The organism is Streptococcus sanguinis, assembly GCF_900475275.1.
Classification (GTDB): Bacteria; Bacillota; Bacilli; order Lactobacillales; family Streptococcaceae; genus Streptococcus; species Streptococcus sanguinis_N.
Genome location: NZ_LS483364.1, coordinates 1383531 through 1404463, shown reverse-complemented (window position 1 = coordinate 1404463; position 20933 = coordinate 1383531). Strand labels below are relative to the sequence as shown.

21 protein-coding genes are annotated in these 20933 nt (G+C 44.2%); all 21 read left to right on the top strand.

The window, feature by feature from the left end; genetic code table 11:
• Positions 1–16 precede the first annotated feature (16 nt).
• The 21 genes from DQM55_RS07115 (at position 17) to DQM55_RS07015 (ending at position 20908) form a co-directional block, all read left to right on the top strand.
• Positions 17–1783 (top strand): ABC transporter ATP-binding protein, encoded by a 1767-nt coding sequence (locus tag DQM55_RS07115; RefSeq protein ID WP_111675958.1) that lies wholly within the window; start codon positions 17–19, stop codon positions 1781–1783.
• On the top strand, positions 1776–3521 hold the full coding sequence (locus DQM55_RS07110; RefSeq protein ID WP_111675957.1) for an ABC transporter ATP-binding protein: 1746 nt from the start codon (positions 1776–1778) through the stop codon (positions 3519–3521). Before DQM55_RS07115 ends, DQM55_RS07110 begins: the two co-directional genes overlap by 8 nt.
• 96 nt (positions 3522–3617) lie before the next feature.
• A complete protein-coding gene (locus DQM55_RS07105; protein WP_111675956.1) occupies positions 3618–4040 on the top strand; it encodes a hypothetical protein in 423 nt (140 codons plus the stop codon).
• Positions 4041–4070: 30 nt separating this feature from the next.
• Positions 4071–5339, top strand: coding sequence for a DUF2130 domain-containing protein (locus tag DQM55_RS07100; RefSeq protein ID WP_111675955.1), 1269 nt, complete (start codon positions 4071–4073; stop codon positions 5337–5339).
• Between the two features lie 5 nt (positions 5340–5344).
• Positions 5345–5731, top strand: coding sequence for a hypothetical protein (locus DQM55_RS07095; protein WP_002909978.1), 387 nt, complete (start codon positions 5345–5347; stop codon positions 5729–5731).
• Positions 5728–6177 (top strand): GNAT family N-acetyltransferase, encoded by a 450-nt coding sequence (locus DQM55_RS07090; protein ID WP_002909977.1) that lies wholly within the window; start codon positions 5728–5730, stop codon positions 6175–6177. Before DQM55_RS07095 ends, DQM55_RS07090 begins: the two co-directional genes overlap by 4 nt.
• A gap of 1 nt (position 6178) precedes the next feature.
• Positions 6179–6976, top strand: a complete 798-nt coding sequence (locus tag DQM55_RS07085) for a hypothetical protein (protein ID WP_002909976.1) — start codon at positions 6179–6181, stop codon at positions 6974–6976.
• Between the two features lie 392 nt (positions 6977–7368).
• Positions 7369–8175 (top strand): alpha/beta fold hydrolase, encoded by an 807-nt coding sequence (locus tag DQM55_RS07080; protein WP_111675954.1) that lies wholly within the window; start codon positions 7369–7371, stop codon positions 8173–8175.
• A 3-nt stretch (positions 8176–8178) separates the two neighbouring features.
• Positions 8179–9057 (top strand): tRNA pseudouridine(55) synthase TruB, encoded by an 879-nt coding sequence (truB, locus tag DQM55_RS07075; protein WP_111675953.1) that lies wholly within the window; start codon positions 8179–8181, stop codon positions 9055–9057.
• A gap of 250 nt (positions 9058–9307) precedes the next feature.
• Positions 9308–10237, top strand: coding sequence for a bifunctional riboflavin kinase/FAD synthetase (locus tag DQM55_RS07070; RefSeq protein ID WP_301280216.1), 930 nt, complete (start codon positions 9308–9310; stop codon positions 10235–10237).
• A gap of 111 nt (positions 10238–10348) precedes the next feature.
• A complete protein-coding gene (locus DQM55_RS07065; RefSeq protein WP_002906786.1) occupies positions 10349–10750 on the top strand; it encodes a Spx/MgsR family RNA polymerase-binding regulatory protein in 402 nt (133 codons plus the stop codon).
• 2 nt (positions 10751–10752) lie between these two features.
• Positions 10753–11031, top strand: a complete 279-nt coding sequence (locus DQM55_RS07060) for a UPF0223 family protein (protein ID WP_002897770.1) — start codon at positions 10753–10755, stop codon at positions 11029–11031.
• The gene (locus DQM55_RS07055) at positions 11021–11791 is read left to right on the top strand and encodes an inositol monophosphatase family protein (protein WP_172454739.1); all 771 of its coding nucleotides are present in this window, start codon (positions 11021–11023) and stop codon (positions 11789–11791) included. The genes DQM55_RS07060 and DQM55_RS07055 overlap by 11 nt, the downstream gene beginning before the upstream one ends.
• The gene (locus DQM55_RS07050) at positions 11792–13096 is read left to right on the top strand and encodes an RsmF rRNA methyltransferase first C-terminal domain-containing protein (RefSeq protein ID WP_111675951.1); all 1305 of its coding nucleotides are present in this window, start codon (positions 11792–11794) and stop codon (positions 13094–13096) included.
• A gap of 130 nt (positions 13097–13226) precedes the next feature.
• The gene (locus tag DQM55_RS07045; protein WP_111675950.1) at positions 13227–14108 is read left to right on the top strand and encodes a phosphate ABC transporter substrate-binding protein PstS family protein; all 882 of its coding nucleotides are present in this window, start codon (positions 13227–13229) and stop codon (positions 14106–14108) included.
• Positions 14105–15022, top strand: coding sequence for a phosphate ABC transporter permease subunit PstC (pstC, locus tag DQM55_RS07040; protein WP_002895771.1), 918 nt, complete (start codon positions 14105–14107; stop codon positions 15020–15022). The genes DQM55_RS07045 and pstC overlap by 4 nt, the downstream gene beginning before the upstream one ends.
• Positions 15012–15896, top strand: a complete 885-nt coding sequence (gene pstA, locus DQM55_RS07035; RefSeq protein WP_111675949.1) for a phosphate ABC transporter permease PstA — start codon at positions 15012–15014, stop codon at positions 15894–15896. Before pstC ends, pstA begins: the two co-directional genes overlap by 11 nt.
• A 10-nt stretch (positions 15897–15906) precedes the next feature.
• Positions 15907–16710 carry a phosphate ABC transporter ATP-binding protein PstB gene (pstB, locus tag DQM55_RS07030; RefSeq protein ID WP_002895769.1) on the top strand — a complete coding sequence of 268 codons (804 nt, stop codon included), beginning with the start codon at positions 15907–15909 and terminating at the stop codon, positions 16708–16710.
• A 75-nt stretch (positions 16711–16785) separates the two neighbouring features.
• Positions 16786–17544, top strand: a complete 759-nt coding sequence (pstB, locus tag DQM55_RS07025) for a phosphate ABC transporter ATP-binding protein PstB (RefSeq protein ID WP_009660526.1) — start codon at positions 16786–16788, stop codon at positions 17542–17544.
• Between the two features lie 14 nt (positions 17545–17558).
• The gene (gene phoU, locus DQM55_RS07020) at positions 17559–18212 is read left to right on the top strand and encodes a phosphate signaling complex protein PhoU (protein ID WP_002895767.1); all 654 of its coding nucleotides are present in this window, start codon (positions 17559–17561) and stop codon (positions 18210–18212) included.
• 152 nt (positions 18213–18364) lie between these two features.
• On the top strand, positions 18365–20908 hold the full coding sequence (locus tag DQM55_RS07015; RefSeq protein WP_111675948.1) for a M1 family metallopeptidase: 2544 nt from the start codon (positions 18365–18367) through the stop codon (positions 20906–20908).
• Positions 20909–20933 lie beyond the last annotated feature (25 nt).

Below are 20933 nucleotides of genomic sequence, written 5' to 3'. Positions count from 1 at the left end.
GAAAGAAGGAAATTCTATGAAGAAAAAATCTGTCCTTGCTTGGATTTGGGACTTTGTTTCCCTTCATAAGATATATTTTGTGCTCAGTCTGATCTTTGCATTTGCCTCTGTGATTTCAGGATTTCTGCCTTATTTCTTTATTGGTGGAATGATTAATCAGCTCTTGAATGGTAATAAAAACTGGGATTTCTACCTGCATCAGTCAGCTTGGGCAGGTATGGCCTGGATTGGCTACTGGGGATTCCATGGTATTTCCACCATGCTGTCGCATACGGCTACTTTTAAGATTCTAGCGGAAATGCGGCACCGCCTGACAGATAAGCTAGCTAGGTTGCCTTTAGGCACAGTGCTCAGTCAGTCATCAGGCAGTTATAAAAACATTATCGTTGAGCGGGTAGATGCGACCGAAACGACCTTGGCTCACCTAATTCCAGAGTTTACTGCTGGGATTTTTGGTCCGATTATTGTTCTCATTGCCATGCTGATTATCGATTGGCGGCTGACCTTGCTGTCTCTCCTGACTATTCCCATCGTGGCGCTGGCCTATATGCGGATGGCTGTCAATAGCGAAGCGGACTATCAAAATACTCTGGTCAAGACCAAAAAACTCAATGATACAGCGGTGGAATACATCAATGGGATTGAAGTCATCAAGGTCTTTGGCAAGGAAAAATTTTCATACGATAAGTTTGTGACGGCTGCTAGAGAAGGAGCAGACTGCTTTATTGAGTGGATGCGCAAGTTCAATCTAGAGATGGGTATTGTGACTGCTTTTCTGCCATCAGGTTTGCTCTTTCTGCTGCCGGCTGGCTGTTATTTCTATCTGCAAGGTAGTTTGACTGCTAGTAATTTCATTCTGATGATTATTCTTTCGCTCAGTCTTCTGACTCCTCTGATTTTAGTGGCTAGTTACATGGACGATTTACGGAAAATCGGGACTATTTTTGGCCAAGTCATTGATATTTTGGAAAAGCCTGATTTGAAAAGGCCTCAGGAACTGAGAGAACTTCCAAAAGGAAGGGATCTGGTCATGACGGATGTCAGCTTTGGCTATACAGATGAAGAGGAAGTACTGCACGACATTTCGCTAGATATTCAGGCTAGCAGCATCAATGCTTTAGTTGGGCCATCAGGCTCAGGTAAGTCTACAATTGCCAAGCTTCTAGCTTCTTTCTGGGATGTCACTTCTGGTCAGATTACCTATGGGGGATTGGATATTCGCCAGCTTCCGCTAGACTATTACAGTCGGCAGATTGCTTACGTGACCCAGGATAACTATCTCTTTGATGAGACTATTATGGAAAATATTCGGATGGGAAATCCAGCGGCTTCTGACGAAGAGGTCATCGAAATTGCCCGTCGCTGTGGCTGTTATGACTTTATCATGAACTTGGAAGACGGCTTTGAAACTCAGGTAGGATCTGGCGGCGGTCATCTATCTGGTGGGGAGCGTCAGCGGATTGCTATCGCCCGTGCCATGCTTAAGGATGCGCCAATTCTTATCTTGGATGAAGCGACTGCTTATACAGATCCTGAAAATGAAGCACGGATTCAGTCCAGTCTAGCTCGTTTGATTGAAGGACGGACCTTGATTGTCATTGCCCACCGATTGTCTACGATTATGAGCGCAGACCAGATAGTCCTGGTCAATGATGGTCGGATTGAAGCTAGAGGCCGGCATGAAGAATTGCTGGCAACCAGTCCGCTTTATGCTTCAATGTGGCAGGCCCATATTGCTACCAGGGATAATAGTGAGATGGAAGGAGGGCTGACTCATGCTTAATATACTGAAGAAATTCTTTGATTTCTGTACGGCAGAGGATCGCAGGAAATTTTATCAATCCATTTATCTGGGCGTCATCAAGTCCTTTATCATCGCTCTGCGTATCCCAGCAATTGGCCTAGTCGTTATGGGACTGATTGAGAAGAATCTCTCTATGCAGACCTTCTGGCTGGCTCTGGGCATCATGCTGGTATCCACTGTGCTAAACGTCTGGATTACCCTGAAAATTACCATGCTGCAGACGGAAGCGGGCTATCATACCTGTGCTCAGAAGCGGATTGAAATTGCCGAGCACATGCGCTATTTGCCCATGGGTTACTTTAATCAAAATAGCTTGGGCAAGATTACCAGTGTTACGACCAATACGCTGGAAGGGCTGTCTGATGTAGCTACACGAGTGGTTATGATGACTGTGCAGGGCTTTCTGACGACTGGTCTCATCACCGTTTTGGTCTTTCTCTATGATTGGCGGGTTGGTCTGGTTCTATTGGTTGGTCTTGTCCTCTTTCTCCTGCCAAATACCCTCATGCGTTGGCAAGTTGGCAAAGTTTCTGATGTCAAGTATCAGGCAGATACGGATCTAGTGGCCGTTGTCTTGGAGTATAGCCAAGGTATCGCAGAGGTTAAAAACTACAATCTAGTTAACCGCTCTGCTAAAAAGTTGTCTAAGGCTATTGACCGCAAGAGTCAGCTAGATACCAAAATGACACTAGTGACTTCACCTTACATTGCCCTCCAGGGCATAGTGACCAAGCTGACCGGTCTCTTTATGGGGCTTTTCTCTATCTACTTTTACCTCAATGGCAGTATGGAGCTTCTGGTAACCATTATGATGATTGTCAGTGGTTTTATGATTTATGAAAATCTAGACGGCGTTGGCTCTTTCTCTTCTCTCCTGCGCATTGTTGATTTGTCGGTTGATATGGTCAATCAAGTTTTGGCTATCCAGCCGATGGACATCAGCGGTCAGGATATTGAGCCTAAGAGCAGTCGGATTGAGCTGAGAGATGTTAGCTTCTCTTATGGAAATAAGAAAATCATTGACCAGGTTTCCCTCACCATTCCCGAAAAAACAACAACTGCTCTGGTCGGACCTTCTGGATCAGGTAAAACAACGCTTTGCAACCTCATTGCCCGCTTCTGGGATGTGGACCAAGGAAGTATCAGTCTGGACGGACATGATGTTAGAGATTACAGCTATGACAGCCTGATTCGTAATTTCAGCTTTGTCTTCCAAAGCGTCTATCTCTTTGAGGATACTATTGCTAATAACATTCGTTTTGGCAAGCCGGAGGCCAGTCAGGAAGAAGTAATAGAGGCTGCCAAGAAAGCTGCCTGTCATGACTTTATCCTCTCACTGCCTGATGGCTATGACACCAAGATTGGTGAAGGAGGTGCCAGTCTTTCTGGAGGTGAGCGCCAGCGTATTTCCATCGCTCGGGCTATTATCAAGGATGCACCTATTATCATTCTTGATGAAGCAACAGCCAATGTTGACCCAGAAAACGAAGAAGCTCTCATGCAGGCTATTCAGGCTCTGACTCGCGATAAGACTATCATCATGATTGCCCACCGACTCAAGACAGTTGAGCATGCAGATCAGATTTTGGTGCTGGATCAAGGCCGCATTGTCGAACAAGGCAAACACCAAGACTTACTAGCTAAACAAGGCATTTACAGTAAATTTATCCAAGAAAGAAAAACAGCCGCCAGCTGGCGGATTGAGATAGGTGAGTGATAAACTGATACAGCAAGCTATTTGGCTTGCTGTTTTTAATTTCGAGAAAGGATGGTATAATAATCATAAAGATTAACGAGCAGAAGTAGGAGAAAGATGGAAAGAGCAGAGAAGCGGCCTCCTGGCCGGGCCTTTAGTTTGCATGATTTGAGCACTCGGAAGATTTGGCTGGAAAGCAATCATTTGCATGTTCAGTTTGATTATATGATTGATTATAGTCAGGAGGGCGAAAAGTATTATGAAGCTGGCATTTGCTTTGAAAATGTTGAGCTTGATTATTGTCAAATCTACATTTTGGACAGTCAAGAAAATCGGGCATTCACTGGTGTTTACTATCCATTAGAACATTTTCTAAAAGAATATCCGCAATTTATTATTACAATTATTCACGAATATTACAGTGATAAAAAGTGTCTTTGGCAGGGAGAATTATCAATAGGAAATAAGATTTTTCCTTGTCAGCTCCAAATAATGTATGAAGGCTGCATGAACTGTCGGATCGGAAAAGAAAAAGAATAAAGAGTTTAACTACAGAGAAAGAGGTACCCCATGAATGAAATCAAATGCCCCAACTGCGGGGAGGTTTTTACTGTCAATGAGAGCCAGTACAGTGAGCTTTTGTCGCAGGTTCGGACAGCAGAGTTTGACAAGGAGATTCATGCTCGGATTGAGCAGGAACTGGCTTTAGCAGAGCAAAAATACCAGAATGCCCAACAAGCCCTGCTATCGCAGAAAGAGCAGGAAATTAGCAAGCTTCAAAGTCAGATTGCTCAGTTTGAGACCCAGCAGGAATTGGCAAAGAAAGAGGCGGAGCAGGCAGCTAGTCTTCAATTGCAGGAGAAGGATAAGGAAGTTCAGCAATTGGAAAGTCAACTGACAACTCTGCGTTTGGAGCATGAAAATCAACTGCAAAAGACCTTGTCTGCGCTGGAAAAAGAGCGAGACGAGGTTAAGAACCAGCTAGTCTTGCAAGAAAAGGAAGCAGCGCTGGCTCAGACCTCGCTCAAAGAGCGCTATGAGGTAGAGCTGCGGCAGAAAGATGAGACAATAGAGTTCTACAAGGATTTTAAAGCCAAGCAGTCCACTAAGATGATTGGTGAGAGTTTGGAACAGCACTGCGAGTACGAGTTCAACAAGAACCGTATGGCCATGTTTCCACGAGCGGAGTTTGGCAAAGACAATGATGCCAGAACAGGCAGCAAGGGCGACTACATTTACCGTGAGGTGGATGAAAATGGTGTAGAAATCCTCTCGATCATGTTTGAGATGAAAAATGAAGGTGATGAGACAGCGACCAAGAAGAAAAACGAGCATTTCTTCAAAGAGTTGGATAAGGATCGGCGGGAGAAAGGCTGTGAGTATGCCATTCTGGTGACACTTCTTGAGGCTGACAGCGAGCTCTACAATTCGGGTATTGTCGATGTGTCCTATGCCTATGAGAAGATGTATGTTATCCGGCCTCAGTTCTTCCTCCCCATGATTACACTTCTACGTAATGCTGCTCTCAACTCGCTCCAGTACAAGCAGGAACTGGCCTTGGTGCGGGAGCAGAATATTGATATTACGCATTTTGAGGAAGATTTGGATGCCTTTAAAGTAGCTTTCGCTAAGAACTATCAGTCTGCTTCGACCAACTTTGGCAAGGCAATCGAAGAGATTGACAAAGCTATCCGCCGGATGGAAGAAATCAAGAAGTTCCTGACGACCTCTGAAAACCAGCTGCGCTTAGCAAATAACAAACTGGACGATGTCTCTGTCAAAAAATTGACACGTAAAAACCCTACCATGAAAGCTAAGTTTGAAGCTTTGAAAGAGTGAGAAAAATGGACTTAACAACCCGTTGGATACAATCAACCAAATTTGCTGAGATTGATCGAATTATAGAAAGACTGCCACAAGAAGGGAAGGAAACTTTTTATCAGCAATGGCAGGCTGCTTCTTCAGAATTACGTAAAGAAATTTGGATTGAACGAGGCAAACAAGTACTGTTAGCTAATGTAGTTTATTTTTTACTACTTTGCTATTTAGTCTTTTTTCAAGGGATGTCCTTATCTGTTAAGGATTTACCTTATCTTGGACTAGGTTTGTTAGTTTTTTCAGTGATTGGATTTATGGACGATGAAGAGGCGACTGACTTGGTTATTAAGAAAAAACGTCAGATAGCAGTAACTATTTATAAGCAATATTTTGAAAGAAAAATAGAAAAATGATAGATCAATTGACTGTTCAAGAATATGAGAAAGAAGACGCAGAAGTTCTGCCGCCCCTGTATAAAGCATTGGGCTATTCAGCAGAAAAAGATGAATTGCAAAGTAGACTCAGGTATATTCTTGCTAATCCAGCTTACGGTTGTTTAGTTGCTGAGAAAGAATCTCAGATTCTTGACTTTATCGGCTATGTTAAGCTTTACTTTTTCGAGTCCACAGCTTTCTACTATCGGATTTTAGCTCTGGCAGTCAGTCGAAATGCTAGGCGGCAAGGAATTGCGACAGCTCTGATGGACAAGGTCAAGAAGATAGCTAGTCAAGACGGTGCCAAAGCTATAGCCTTAAACAACGGAGATAATGATCAACGGTTGGTTGCGCATGCTTTTTACCAAAATTATGTCTTTCGTCAGACTAGCCTAGCTTTTGCGAGGAACGTAGAGGAGGATTAGCATGGGAAAGAAAAAAGCTAAGACTAGACCGGAAATACCGAAGAAGCCCGACCTCAGCCCTGCTATGCAGGCCCTTTTAGAAGAGGCTTATACCCTGTTTAAGTGCGAATTGCACTTTCCTCTGACCCTTTGTACCTGCCCTGTCTGCCTCTCCGAGGAGAATCTCAGAGCTTTGCAAACCACACCTGTCAGGGAACTGAGTGAGGCGTTAATCTATGAATACCTCAATGCGGTGGTTTCTAAGAGTGATGACGACTACCAAATCAGGCATTTTCTGCCTCGGATTTTAGAGATGATTGCTCACTACATTGAAATCAGAGTCGATGATTCTCTTAATCTGGATCGGTGTCACTTTGAAAGTGACAGTTGGAAGCCACAGGAGTTAAATTTTATGCGGCGCTTCTCACGTCAGTTTATCCTTGATACGATTAATTTTAGACCCAGTCAAGCTGATGGTGTGGCGGTTTATTTGGTTATGTTTGATCTGGCTGGCCTTGAAACCAGCCATCTGCTAGATAGGAGTCTTTGGCTGGAGGAAGCTGATCCCATCAAGGCACTACTTGCTCTGGAGGAGATTTACTACAATTACACCAAGAATTATGCTCACTTTGACTATATTTTTTCGGATAATCCTGCCTTTAACCAGCAGATGACAAATTGGTTGAACAGTCGGGAACTGGCTCAAGGTTTTTTTCCAATATTGGAGAATGTTCTCCTATCGGAGGAAGAAATGGCGTCTACCGAGGACTACCGCCTTGAACAGCTTTATCAGATTTTTGAAAGTCGGATAGAAGTGTGACTATTTCGTTATGTTTTTCTAGTCAATCATTAGCATACATATAAACTGATGGAATTTTGGAAAAAATCAAGAACAAAAAGCGACTGCTGATTCAGTCTCAGACCTTTCAAGAATATGATGCAAGAGCAGACAAGGATTTCCTGTCCTACCTTGCTTGTCAAGGAAGAGATGGGTGATGGACTAGGACTTGAAAACGATTTTGAATTAAATCGAACAGTTTCGAACAGCTACTTAATCGTCCTACAAGAATGTGGCCGAGGTACTGACCTTAAACAGTTGGCTTGCGGATACTATACGGGGAACCTATCAGTTTTACGAAAACTATGGCTTTGAAAAACTAACAATTGATTTTTGCTTATTCTTTTAAGTACGCTTTTGAGAGGATTCTGAATATGGTCTATCGTGCAAAAAATCATGTCCTGCGTTTTAACGCTAAAAGCATGGACTATGTGACCTTTGGAAAAGGGAAGAAGCCGCTGCTCATCATTCCAGGTCTAGGGGATGGTTTGGCGACTGTTAAGGGAATGACGCAAATGCTTGCCCTATCTTATAGGAGCTTCGCAACAGCTTACCAAGTGTATGTTTTTAGCAGAAACAATCAATTACCAGAAAATTATACAACACAAGATATGGCGACTGATATAGCTGAAGCAATGGATGTTTTAGGTTTGAAAACGGTAGCTGTCCTAGGAATTTCTCAAGGTGGTATGATTGCCCAATGGTTGGCAGCAGATTTCCCAGAAAGAGTTGAAAAATTGATTTTGACAGTTACTACTGCGAAACTGAATAATCTTGGTAGGGAGCGGATTACTCGTTGGCTTGAGTTGAGTCAGACTGGAGCCTATAAGGAGCTGATGTTGGATATTGCAAGTCACTCTTATACGGCTAAATCTTTTGGAAAGTTTAAATACCTTTATCGAATAATGGGAATCTTTGGTCGTATTAAAGATAAACAGCGGATTGCTATTCAGGCCATATCTTGCTTAAGACATGATAGTCTGGCAGTTCTGGGAAAGATCAACTGTCCTACGCTGATCATTGGAGCAGCAGAAGATGATGTTCTAGGTGTAGAAGCTTCGCTCGAATTGTATCAACATATCAAAGATAGCCAGCTAATTATTTTGCCAGACTGTGGCCACGCACTCTATGAACAGTATAAGGATTTCCAAAAAAGAGTTTTAGTATTTTTAGAAAGTTAACCAATGAACGGAATTATCAACCTAAGAAAAGAAGCGGGCATGACCTCGCATGATGCGGTATTTAAGCTGCGCAAGATTTTAAAAACCAAGAAAATCGGTCATGGGGGAACCTTGGATCCAGATGTAGTAGGGGTGCTTCCGATTGCTGTGGGCAAAGCGACACGTTTGGTCGAGTTTATGCAGGAGGAAGGCAAGGTCTACGAGGGGGAGATTACACTAGGCTGCTCAACAACCACAGAGGATGCCAGTGGAGACATCCTAGAGCGGACGCCGGTGACAGAGCTTTTAGAAGAAGCTCTCATTGATGAAGCGATGGAGTCCATGACTGGGGAGATTTGCCAGATTCCGCCCATGTACTCTGCAGTCAAGGTCAATGGCCGCAAGCTTTATGAGTATGCAAGAGCGGGTCAAGAAGTGGAGCGGCCAGAGCGGCAGGTGACCATCTATAGTTTCGAGCGGACCAGTCCGATTTCCTATGAAGATGAGCAAGCCCGCTTTCGTTTTCGAGTCAAGTGCAGCAAGGGGACCTATGTCCGAACCCTGTCTGTTGATTTGGGAGCCAAGCTAGGCTTTGCCAGTCACATGTCCCAGCTGACACGGACTTCCTCAGCAGGTATGAGCTTAGATGATGCCTTGACCCTAGATGAAATAGCAGAGCGAGTAGCAGTAGATGATTTCTCCTTCCTCCAACCACTCGAATTAGGAATCGGAGATTTAGTGAGAGTTGAGCTCTCAGACGAGCAGGCTGAGGACGTGAGAAACGGTCGTTTTATCAGCTTGGTGTCAGAAGAAGCTGAGCTAGCTGGCTTTTATAAGGAGAAGTTAGTAGCCATTTTGGAAAAGCGGGAAGTCGCCTATAAGCCCCGCAAAGTCTTCCTTTAATATCCGCAGTAGAATTGTCAAAAGATTGTTACTCTTTTGTAATATGAAATGTGCGCTTGCATGTTATAATAATCTCATTAAACCTCACAAAAGGACAGCAACTGCACAACTGCTGTCCTTTTGTTTTGCTTTTTTTCTGATTTTGACAAACATCCTGTCTTTGAATGGTAAAAATCTTTTTGAATATTTTGCAGTTTAGAGTGGAACGGATATTGTAAAAATAGCAAATGCGTAGTAAAATAGAGGAATGATGATAACCAAGAGAATTATAGATGAAAAAGGGATTGATCAGACAGAAGATACAGTCCTTGTTCTAGGCTATTTCGATGGGCTGCATAAGGGCCATCAAGCACTCTTTGAGAAAGCGCGAGAGATTGCTGCAGAGCAAGGTCTAAAGATTGCAGTGATGACCTTCCCAGAGTCGCCTAAGCTAGCCTTTGTCCGCTATCAGCCTGAGCTCATGCTGCATCTAGCTAGTCCTGAAGACCGGATGGCGCAGCTGGAAAGTCTGGGTGTTGACTATCTTTACCTGATTGATTTTACTAGCCATTTTGCGGGCAATACAGCTCGGGACTTTTTTGAGAAGTACGTGTCTCGTCTGCGTGCCAAAGCCGTGGTAGCTGGCTTTGACTATCATTTTGGCTCAGACCGCAAAGAGTCACATGAGCTGAGAGATTATTTTAATGGCAAGATTGTTATCGTTCCCTCGGTTAATTTGGATAATCGGAAGATTTCTTCCACTCGGATTCGGGAGACGATTGCTGTCGGAGATATGCTGAAAACACAAGAGCTGCTTGGCTACCCTTTGTCTACTCGTGGCATTGTGGTTCATGGCAATGCCAGAGGACGGACGATTGGTTATCCAACAGCCAATCTAGCTCCTTTGGATCGAGTCCTGCTTCCAGGAGATGGTGTTTATGTCGCGGATGTTGAGCACAATGGTCAGCGCTATCGCGGTATGGCTAGTGTTGGGAAAAATGTAACTTTTGACGGGGATGAGCTTCGTTTTGAGGTCAATATCTTTGATTTTTCTCAGGATATCTACGGCGATACCATTCGGATTTTCTGGCTCGATAAGATTCGCGAGATGGTTAAGTTTGATGGTATTGACAGCTTGATTGCTCAGCTGCAGAGTGATGAACGGATCGCTAGAAGTTGGACTGGTTATCGAAATAGTTGAAAAATTTATATTTTCATGACATTCGGCAGTAATTTTCAAAAAAATATAGTCAAGCCAAATAAAATTTAGTATAATAGAGGTAGTTATTATACAGAATTAGAAGAGAAACGCATGATTACATTATTTTTATCGCCGAGTTGTACTTCTTGCCGAAAGGCGCGTGCTTGGCTGCTAAATCATGAAGTGCCCTTTCAGGAACATAATATCATGACGAGCCCTCTGTCAGCTCCCGAATTGCAACACATTCTTTCTCTGACAGAGAACGGTACAGACGACATTATTTCAACTCGCTCAAAAATTTTTCAGAAATTAGATTTAGATGTGGAGGATTTGTCCATTTCAACCTTGATTCAGTTGATTGAGGAAAATCCCAGTCTTTTGCGTCGCCCAATTATTTTAGATGGCAAACGGATGCAAATCGGCTTTAACGAGGATGAAATTCGTGCTTTCCTGCCTCGTAGTTATCGTAAGGAAGAGTTAAGATCCGCAACCATGCGGGCAGATATTCAGTAAAGATGAACAAAAATTATAGTTACCCACTAGATTTATCGTGGAGCACTGAAGAGCTTGCTTCGGTGCTCTCTTTTTTTAATGATGTAGAAGCAGCTTATGAACAGAAAGTCCAAGCGGAAAAGCTCTTGAAGTCCTATGCGGCTTTCAAGCAAGTTGTTCCTAGCAAGGGCCAAGAGAAGCGAATCGGCCGAGAGTTTGAAAACGTCAGCGGTTATTCGCTTTATCGTGCTGTTCAAGAGGCAAAAAGTAAAGGTAAAGGAAGCATTTCTCTTGGAAAATAAATTTCATTTTGCTAAAGAAATCATCTACCAAGCTGGTGCTTTTTTGAAGGAACATCTCTATGATGATTTGGATGTGAGTCAAAAGACCAGTGCCACTGACTTGGTCACCCAGATGGACCGGAAGGTTCAGGATGATTTGGTGGCTAAGATTCTAGCCCGCTATCCGCAGGATGCTATTTTAGCGGAGGAAAATGGACTCCGACATGATATTACTGATGGCAATGTCTGGGTGATTGATCCGATTGACGGGACCACCAACTTTATCACTCAGAAGGCTGATTTTGCCGTTATGATTGCCTATTTTGAAGAGGGTATTGGTCGTTTTGGGCTGATCTATGATGTGACCAGAGACCTGCTCTATCATGGTGGCGGAGACTTTGATGTCTATTGTAACGACTGGAAACTTCCTGCTTTTGAGGACCGGCCTTTTCAAGATTTTCTCATGGCTTCCAATGCCGGTATGCTGCAAGCCAATGATTGGGGCTTGGCAGACTTGGCTCGAGAGTGTTTAGGGGTTCGTGTTTATGGCAGTGCTGGGATTAGCTTTAGCAAGGTGCTGTCTGGCGGTCTCCTAGCTTATTTCTCCTACAACTGGCCTTGGGATTATGCGGCGGCTTCGATTATGGCGAAGAAACTAGGCTTTATCGTCCAGACCTTGGATGGCAGTCGGCTAAATTTCCAGACTCGACAGCCTGTCATGATGGCGCCTAAGTGCAAACTATCGGCTCTGAAGCCTTATTTAAAAAAGGGGAAGCAGTAGATGGACTTTCCTAAAGGTTTTAAAGAAAAATATGAGCAGATTTTAGGCGCAGAAGCGGCGGACTTTTTTGCGACTTTTGACGAGGAGCCGATTTCGGCCTTTCGCAGCAATCCTCTAAAAGAAGGCCAGCAGAATTTCTCAGATGCCATTCCTCAGACAGACTGGGGCTTTTATGGCAAGGTGTCTGGCAAGTCTGCTGAGCATGTGACTGGTCTGGTTTATTCGCAGGAGCCAGCAGCTCAAATGGTAGCCCAGATAGCAGCGCCCTCTAAGGGGATGAAGGTCCTAGATTTAGCTGCAGCACCAGGTGGCAAGTCAACTCATCTTTTATCTTTTTTAGATAATACGGGCCTGCTGGTCTCCAATGAAATCAACAGCAAACGCTCAAAAATCTTAGTGGAGAACATTGAGCGCTTTGGTGCCAGAAATGTGCTTGTTACCAATGAATCAGCTGAGCGGTTGGCTCAGGCCTTTGAAGGTTATTTTGATCTGATTGTTTTAGATGCCCCTTGTTCGGGCGAGGGCATGTTTCGTAAGCAGCCGGATGCTACCCAGTATTGGACTCCGGATTATCCAGCCCAATACGCCCAGCTCCAGCGAGAAATTTTGACAGCTGCTATGAGCATGCTTGCCAAGGACGGTCGTCTGGTTTATTCGACCTGTACTTGGGCTCCTGAAGAAAATGAAGACGTCGTTGCTTGGTTACTGGAAGAATTTCCACTTGAACTGATTGATATTCCTAAGATAAACGGGATGACTGAAGGAATTGGCTTTCCTGAGACAGCTCGGATGTATCCGCATCGCTTCAAAGGTGAAGGTCAGTTTGCAGCTCATTTTCACTTTACTGGTGAGAATAGCTACAAGAAGATTAAATCAGCTAAGAATCGTTTGTCGAGCGAGCAAAGAAAACTCTGGCAGGATTTTGAGAGCAAGCATCTAAAAACAGTCTTGACTGGAGAGCTTCAGACCTTTGGGGACAATCTTTATTTGTTGCCAGCTGGATTGCCAGACCTGTCCAAGCTAAAGATTGCTCGTAATGGTTTGCATCTAGGAACGTTTAAGAAGAATCGCTTTGAGCCTAGCTTTGCCCTAGGCTTGGCTATGAAGCCCAGCGAAGTTCTAAATCGAGTTGAAATCAGTAATCAGGACTTCAAGAAATATGCGGCTGGCGAGACGATTGAACTGGCAGAAGCGCAGCCAAACGGCTGGTACCAACTAGTCCTTGGCGGGAACGGCCTAGGCTTTGCAAAAGTGACTGGAAAAACCCTGAAAAATTATTTTCCAAAAGGCCTGAGATTTAGATAAAATATTAGGAAAAGCTGGTATTATATGATATAGTTGAAGATGTGAATGTATTGAAAAAAGCTTCTTTCTGCTAAGTAAGAAATACTAAAGATACTTCCCATCCTCTTGATTTTATTAAAGGAGAAATCTTTTGAACAAATTGAAAAAATTTGCTTTAGCGCTGACAGCTCTGGGCTTAGGACTCACCTTATCAGCTTGTTCATCATGGATTGACCGTGGTGAATCCATGACAGCAGTAGGGTCAACTGCTTTGCAGCCTTTAGTTGAAGCGGCAGCTGATGACTTTGGCTCTAACAACATCGGTAAAACAGTCAATGTTCAGGGTGGTGGATCTGGTACAGGTCTGTCTCAAGTGCAGTCAGGAGCTGTTGAAATCGGGAACTCTGATGTTTTCGCTGAAGAGAAGGAAGGAATCAAAGCGTCTGACTTGGTGGACCATAAGGTCGCTGTGGCCGGCATTGCTGTGATTGTCAATAAAGAAGTTGACGTGGATAATCTAACGTCCGAGCAGCTGCAGAAAATTTTCACTGGTGAAATCACCAACTGGAAAGAGCTGGGCGGTAAGGACTTGGAGATCTCAATTATCAATCGTGCGGCTAGCTCTGGTTCCCGAGCAACCTTTGACAGTGTCATCATGGATGGGAAATCAGCTGTGCAGAGTCAAGAGCAGGATTCCAACGGTATGGTCAAGAACATCGTTTCGCAAACTCCAGATGCGATTTCTTACCTGGCCTTTGCCTATGTTGATGAGTCTGTAAAAACCTTGAAACTCAATAACTATGAGCCAACAGCAGAAAATGTTGCTACCAATAACTGGTCGCTCTGGTCTTATGAGCATATGTATACACTAGGCAAGCCGACTGGTTTGGCTGCTGAGTTTCTTGAATATATGCTGTCAGATGATGTTCAAAAAGGGGTAGTTACCAGCATGGGCTATATCTCAATCAACGATATGAAAGTCAGCAAGGACGCTGATGGGAATGTCACAGCAATAGAAGGAGATTCAAAATGAAAAATGAGGAATTAACTAAAAAGTTGTTATCGCCTTCTAAAAATTCTCGCTTGGAGAAGTTTGGCCGCTATCTGACTTTTGCCTGTCTATCACTGATTGTGGTGATTGTGGCTATGATTCTAATCTTCGTTGCTCAGAAGGGGCTATCTACTTTCTTTGTCAACGGCGTTAATGTTTTTGATTTTCTTTTTGGTGGCGTCTGGAATCCTTCTGGTAAGGAATTCGGTGCCCTGCCAATGATTTTAGGCTCTTTTATCGTTACCATTCTGTCAGCCCTGATAGCAACTCCCTTTGCGATTGGAGCAGCAGTCTTTATGACAGAGGTGTCTCCAAAAGGAGCAAAGATACTGCAACCGGCGATTGAACTTTTAGTTGGTATTCCGTCTGTTGTTTATGGATTTATCGGTCTGCAAATCGTAGTTCCTTTTGTCCGTACAGTCTTTGGCGGTACTGGTTTTGGTATTTTGTCTGGTATTTTTGTGCTCTTTGTCATGATTTTGCCGACAGTAACCTTTATGACGACGGATAGTCTGCGGGCTGTGCCACGTCATTACCGTGAAGCAAGTCTGGCTATGGGCGCAACGCGTTGGCAGACTATTTGGCGGGTAACACTCAAGGCTGCTCGCTCAGGTATCTTTACAGCTGTGGTCTTTGGAATGGCGCGTGCCTTTGGTGAAGCTCTAGCTATCCAGATGGTCGTGGGTAACTCTGCGGTGATTCCAACCTCTTTGACAACGCCAGCAGCTACATTGACTTCTGTCTTGACCATGGGAATCGGAAATACCGTTATGGGAACAGTGGACAATAACGTTCTCTGGTCTCTGGCTCTGGTGCTCTTGATGATGAGCTTAGCCTTTAACAGTGTGATTAAACTAATTACAAAAGAAAGAGGTAAGAAAAACTATGCACGCTAAGAAATTAGATAAATTTGCGACTGGTGTTCTCTACACAATAGCGAGTATCATTGTTGCCATCCTTGCCTCTCTCATCCTCTATATCTTAGTTAGAGGTCTGCCTCATGTTTCCTGGTCTTTCTTGACAGGGAAATCCTCTTCTTACCAAGCTGGCGGTGGTATTGGGATTCAGCTATACAATTCCTTCTTCCTGCTAGTAATTACTCTGATTATCTCTGTGCCTCTTTCTATGGGGGCTGGGGTTTATCTGTCAGAGTATGCTAAGAAAGGCCCAGTAACCAACTTTGTCCGTACCTGTATTGAAATTCTGTCTTCACTGCCTTCGGTAGTAGTCGGGCTCTTTGGTTATTTGATCTTTGTTGTACAGTTTGAGTATGGTTTCTCAATCATTTCTGGTGCCTTGGCTCTGACAGTCTTTAATCTGCCTCAGATGACGCGGAATGTCGAAGACAGCCTGCGTCATGTCCACCACACCCAACGTGAAGCTGGTTTGGCCTTGGGAATTTCCCGCTGGGAAACGGTCCTGCATGTGGTCATCCCAGAAGCTTTGCCTAGTATTGTGACAGGGATTGTACTGGCTTCTGGTCGTATCTTTGGTGAGGCAGCAGCCTTGATTTATACAGCAGGTCAGTCAGCGCCGGCTCTTGACTGGTCCAACTGGAATATTTTCAGCGTCACTAGTCCTATCTCTATCTTCCGTCAGGCTGAGACTTTGGCCGTCCATATCTGGAAGGTCAATAGTGAGGGTACAATTCCTGATGGAACGGCTGTTTCTGCAGGTTCAGCAGCGGTTCTCCTGATTTTTATTTTGATTTTCAATCTGGGAGCCCGCAAACTGGGCAGCTATCTGCATAAGAAATTAACCTCTGCTTAAAGGAGAAGAAATGACAGAATATAATTGGAATGAAAAACATATCATTACTTTTCCTGAAGAAAAGGTAGCCCTGTCGACCAAGGATTTGCATGTTTACTACGGTAAAAAGGAATCCATCAAGGGCATTGATATGCAGTTTGAAAAAAACAAAATCACTGCTTTGATTGGCCCCTCTGGCTCAGGAAAATCAACCTATCTTCGCAGCCTCAACCGCATGAACGATACCATTGATATTGCCAATGTGACTGGAGAGATTCTCTATGAGGGGATTGATGTCAACCGGCCTGAAATCAATGTTTATGAAATGCGTAAGCATATTGGCATGGTTTTCCAACGGCCAAATCCTTTTGCCAAGTCCATCTATCGAAATATTACCTTTGCTCATGAACGGGCTGGTGTCAGAGATAGAAAGGTTTTGGATGAGATTGTGGAGACCTCGCTTAAGCAAGCAGCTCTTTGGGATCAGGTCAAAGATGATTTGCACAAGTCAGCCCTGACACTCTCTGGCGGTCAGCAGCAGCGGCTCTGCATTGCCCGTGCTATCTCAGTCAAACCAAACATTCTGCTCATGGATGAGCCAGCGTCAGCCTTGGATCCGATTGCGACCATGCAGCTGGAAGAAACCATGTTTGAGCTTAAGAACAACTATACCATTATCATTGTGACCCACAATATGCAGCAGGCTGCCCGTGCTAGTGACTACACTGGATTCTTCTATCTGGGCGACTTGATTGAGTATGATAAGACGGCTAATATTTTCCAAAATGCCAAGCTTCAGTCCACTAATGACTATGTTTCAGGCCACTTTGGTTAAGCTGCCGTCCGTATTCATCACGATTCAACAAGCTTAGTCTTTGGTTGAATGTAAAATAAAATGAAGGAAAAACGTATGACAGAACCTATTTTGCAAGTCAAGGACTTGTCGGTTTATTATAATAAAAAGAAAGCCCTCAATAGCGTTTCACTTGATTTCATGCCAAATGAGATTACGGCTTTGATTGGACCGTCAGGCTCAGGTAAGTCAACCTTGCTTAAGGCCATCAACCGAATGGGCGACCTGAATCCAGAAGTAACGACTACAGGAACGGTCATTTATAACAGTCACAATATCTATGGTCCGAGGACAGATACGGTAGAGCTTCGCAAGGAAATCGGAATGGTCTTCCAGCAGCCCAATCCTTTCCCTATGACCATCTATGAAAATGTGGTCTATGGACTTCGGATTAATGGTGTCAAGGACAAGGCAGTTTTGGACGAAGCAGTAGAGCGCTCCCTTATTGGTGCTTCTATCTGGGACGAGGTCAAGGACCGTCTGCATGATTCTGCTATCGGTCTTTCCGGTGGTCAGCAGCAACGGGTTTGTGTGGCTCGCGTGCTAGCTACTAGTCCTAAGATCATTCTCTTGGACGAGCCGACATCAGCCTTGGATCCAATCTCAGCTGGGAAAATCGAGGAAACCCTCTACAGTCTAAAAGACAAATATACCATGCTTTTGGTCACTCGCTCCATGCAGCAGGCGTCTCGGATTTCTGAAAAAACAGGCTTCTTCCTTGGTGGAGACTTGATTGAATTTAATGAAACCAAGAAGATGTTCCTCAATCCAGCCCATAAAGAGACCGAAGATTACATTACTGGTAAATTCGGATAACAGAAAGGAATCTTATGCTTAGAGTACAATTTGAAGAAGATTTAGAAAAACTTCATAATCAATTCTACGCGATGGGAAACGAAGTCCTATCGCAGATTAACCGAACGGTTCGTGCCTTTGTCACACATGACCGTGAACTGGCTCGTCAGGTCATTGAAGACGATGCCGAAGTCAATGAATACGAAGTGAAACTGGAGAAAAAATCTCTGGAAATCATCGCCTTGCAGCAGCCTGTGTCTCAGGATTTACGGACCGTTATCACCGTGCTGAAGGCCAGCAGTGACTTGGAACGCATGGGTGACCACGCTGTATCTATTGCCAAAGCTACTGTTCGGATGAAGGGAGAAGTCCGCATCGAGTCCGTAGAAGATGCCATCAGCAAGATGGGGCGCGATGTTAAGAATTTCGTCGAAGAAACTCTGAACGTCTACCTCAATGGAAATGTAGACCAAGCCTATGCTGTAGCAGCTATGGATGAGAAAATCAACCAATACTTTGATGATATTCGCGATCTTGCTACAGAGGAAATCAAACAAAATCCAGAGCTGATTGTAACTGGCCGCGACTATTTCCAAGTTATCTCTTACTTGGAACGAATCGGCGATTATGCTAAGAATATCTGTGAATGGGTTGTTTACTTTGAAACAGGTAAAATTATTGAGTTGTGATGATAAATGAAGACAGGTTATTCCCCTGTCTTTTTCATTTACATTTATTCTGCACTGAAATCATTTAAATATGATACAATAATAACAGATTATAAGCGGACAAGGGTGGCAGAATAATTTTGCCATGATGTTCGTTAGATGAGGAGAAGCTTATGCAAGCAGTTAAACATTTTATTGAAACTTTTGTTCCTGAGCACTATGATCTCTTTTTGGATCTGAATCGTGCCGACAAGTCTTTTTCAGGCAAGGTGACCGTTACTGGAGAAGCTAAGACGAGTAAGATTTCCCTACATCAAAAAGATTTGACAGTTGAAGCTGTAGAGGTGGCTGGCCAAGCTCGTCCTTTCGCTCTGGATAAGGATAATGAAGCTCTTTATATTGAGCTGGAAGCAGCTGGTCCTGTAGTTGTGACAATAACTTATACTGGTAAGATTACGGACAATATGACGGGGATTTACCCATCTTACTACACGGTAGATGGTGTGAAAAAAGAGATTATTTCTACGCAGTTTGAGAGCCATTTTGCCCGCGAAGCCTTTCCGAGTGTAGATGAGCCAGAGGCTAAGGCAACTTTTGATTTAGCTTTGAAATTTGACCAAGCAGAGGGTGAGTTGGCTCTGTCTAATATGCCAGAAATTGATGTTGAAAACCGCAAAGCGACTGGCGTTTGGAAGTTTGAAACGACTCCACGTATGTCTTCCTATCTCTTGGCTTTTGCTGCGGGTGATATGCAAGGAATTACTGCTAAAACCAAGAATGGAACTTTAGTAGGAGTTTATGCGACCAAGGCCCACCCAGCCAGCAATCTAGAGTTTGCTTTGGACATTGCGGTTCGCTGTATCGAATTTTACGAAGAATACTACGGAGTCAAGTACCCTATTCCTCAGTCACTCCATGTGGCCCTGCCTGACTTTTCTGCTGGGGCTATGGAAAACTGGGGCTTGGTAACCTATCGGGAAATTTATCTGCTGGTGGATGAAAATTCAACAGCTCTGAGCCGTCAGACAGTTGCCTTGGTTGTTGCACACGAACTAGCCCACCAATGGTTCGGAAATCTAGTGACCATGAAGTGGTGGGATGACCTCTGGCTCAATGAGAGCTTTGCCAATATGATGGAATATGTCTCAGTTGATGCGATTGAGCCTAGCTGGAAGATTTTTGAAGATTTCCAGACCAGCGGAGCTCCTTATGCCCTCAAGCGTGACGCGACAGATGGCGTTCAGTCGGTCCATGTAGAGGTCAAGCACCCTGATGAAATCAATACTCTTTTTGATGGGGCGATTGTCTATGCCAAGGGAAGCCGCCTCATGCACATGCTGCGCCGTTGGCTGGGAGATGATGCTTTCCGTAAGGGACTAGGTGCCTACTTTGAGAAGCATCAGTATGGCAATACTATCGGTCGTGACCTATGGGACGCTCTTTCTCAAGCTTCTGGCCGTGATGTAGCAGCCTTTATGGATGCTTGGCTAGAGCAGCCGGGGTATCCAGTCGTCACTGCCAAGGTCGAAAACGACTCCTTGATTTTGACGCAGAAGCAGTTCTTCATTGGGGAGCACGAAGACAAAGGTCGCCTCTGGCCAGTACCGCTCAATAGCAACTGGCAAGGACTCCCTGATACACTGACGACAGAAAGACTGGAAATTCCCAATTATGCAGCCTTGGCAGCGCAAAATGACGGGGCCCTGCGTCTCAATACAGAAAACACTGCCCACTATATTACAGATTATCAGGGTGAGTTGCTGGATGCTCTTCTGAATAATCTCAGCTCTTTGGACAATATTAGTAAACTGCAAATCGTGCAGGAGCGCCGACTTCTAGCAGAGTCAGGTAAGATTTCCTATGCGGACCTGCTGCCAGTTATCAGCAAGCTAGCAAACGAAACTTCTTATATGGTGGTTTCAGCTGTTTCCCAAGTGCTGGAAGGCTTGAACCGCTTTGTGGATGAAGGCAGTCAGACAGAAGAAGATTACAAAGCCCTGTTGAAAGTTCTCAGTCAAAGTAATTTTGACCGCCTTGGTTTTGAAAAGCAGGAAGGTGAAAGCGATGAGGATGAGATGGTTCGTCAGCTGATTGTGGGCAATATGATTAAGGCCGACGACGAGACAGCTAAAGCTCAAGCTAGCCAGATTTTTGACAAGTATCGTGATAATTTGGAAAAACTCCCTGCCGCTATTCGCTTGCAGGTATTGGTCAACCAAATCAAGCATCATGAAAGCAAGGAGCTGGCTAAGCTTTATCTGGACCTCTATGTCGCTTCAAATGACGGAAGCTTCAAAAATGCTCTTTCTACAGCCCTTTCTTATACGAAGAACAAGGAAACCTTGGATGAACTGTTAGCGACTTGGAAGGACAAATTTACTGTGAAACCGCAGGATTTGTCAGCTTGGTATGCTCGATTCCTCAGCCGTGATTTTACTCAAGAAGCAGTGTGGACTTGGGCGCGTGAGAATTGGGACTGGATCAAGGCAGCGCTAGGTGGCGACATGAGCTTTGATAGCTTTGTCATTAGCCCAGCAGTGGTCTTCAAGACAGAGAAGAGATTAGCAGAGTATAAAGCCTTCTTTGAGCCTCAGTTGGACGATATGGCGATTAGCCGAAATATCAGCATGGGAATCAAAGAAATAGCTGCTCGTGTTGAACTGGTGAATCGTGAGAAAGAAGCAGTGGAAAAAGCAATTCGAGCTGCAATCAGATAGATTTGATTAAAATAACTAGAAAGTC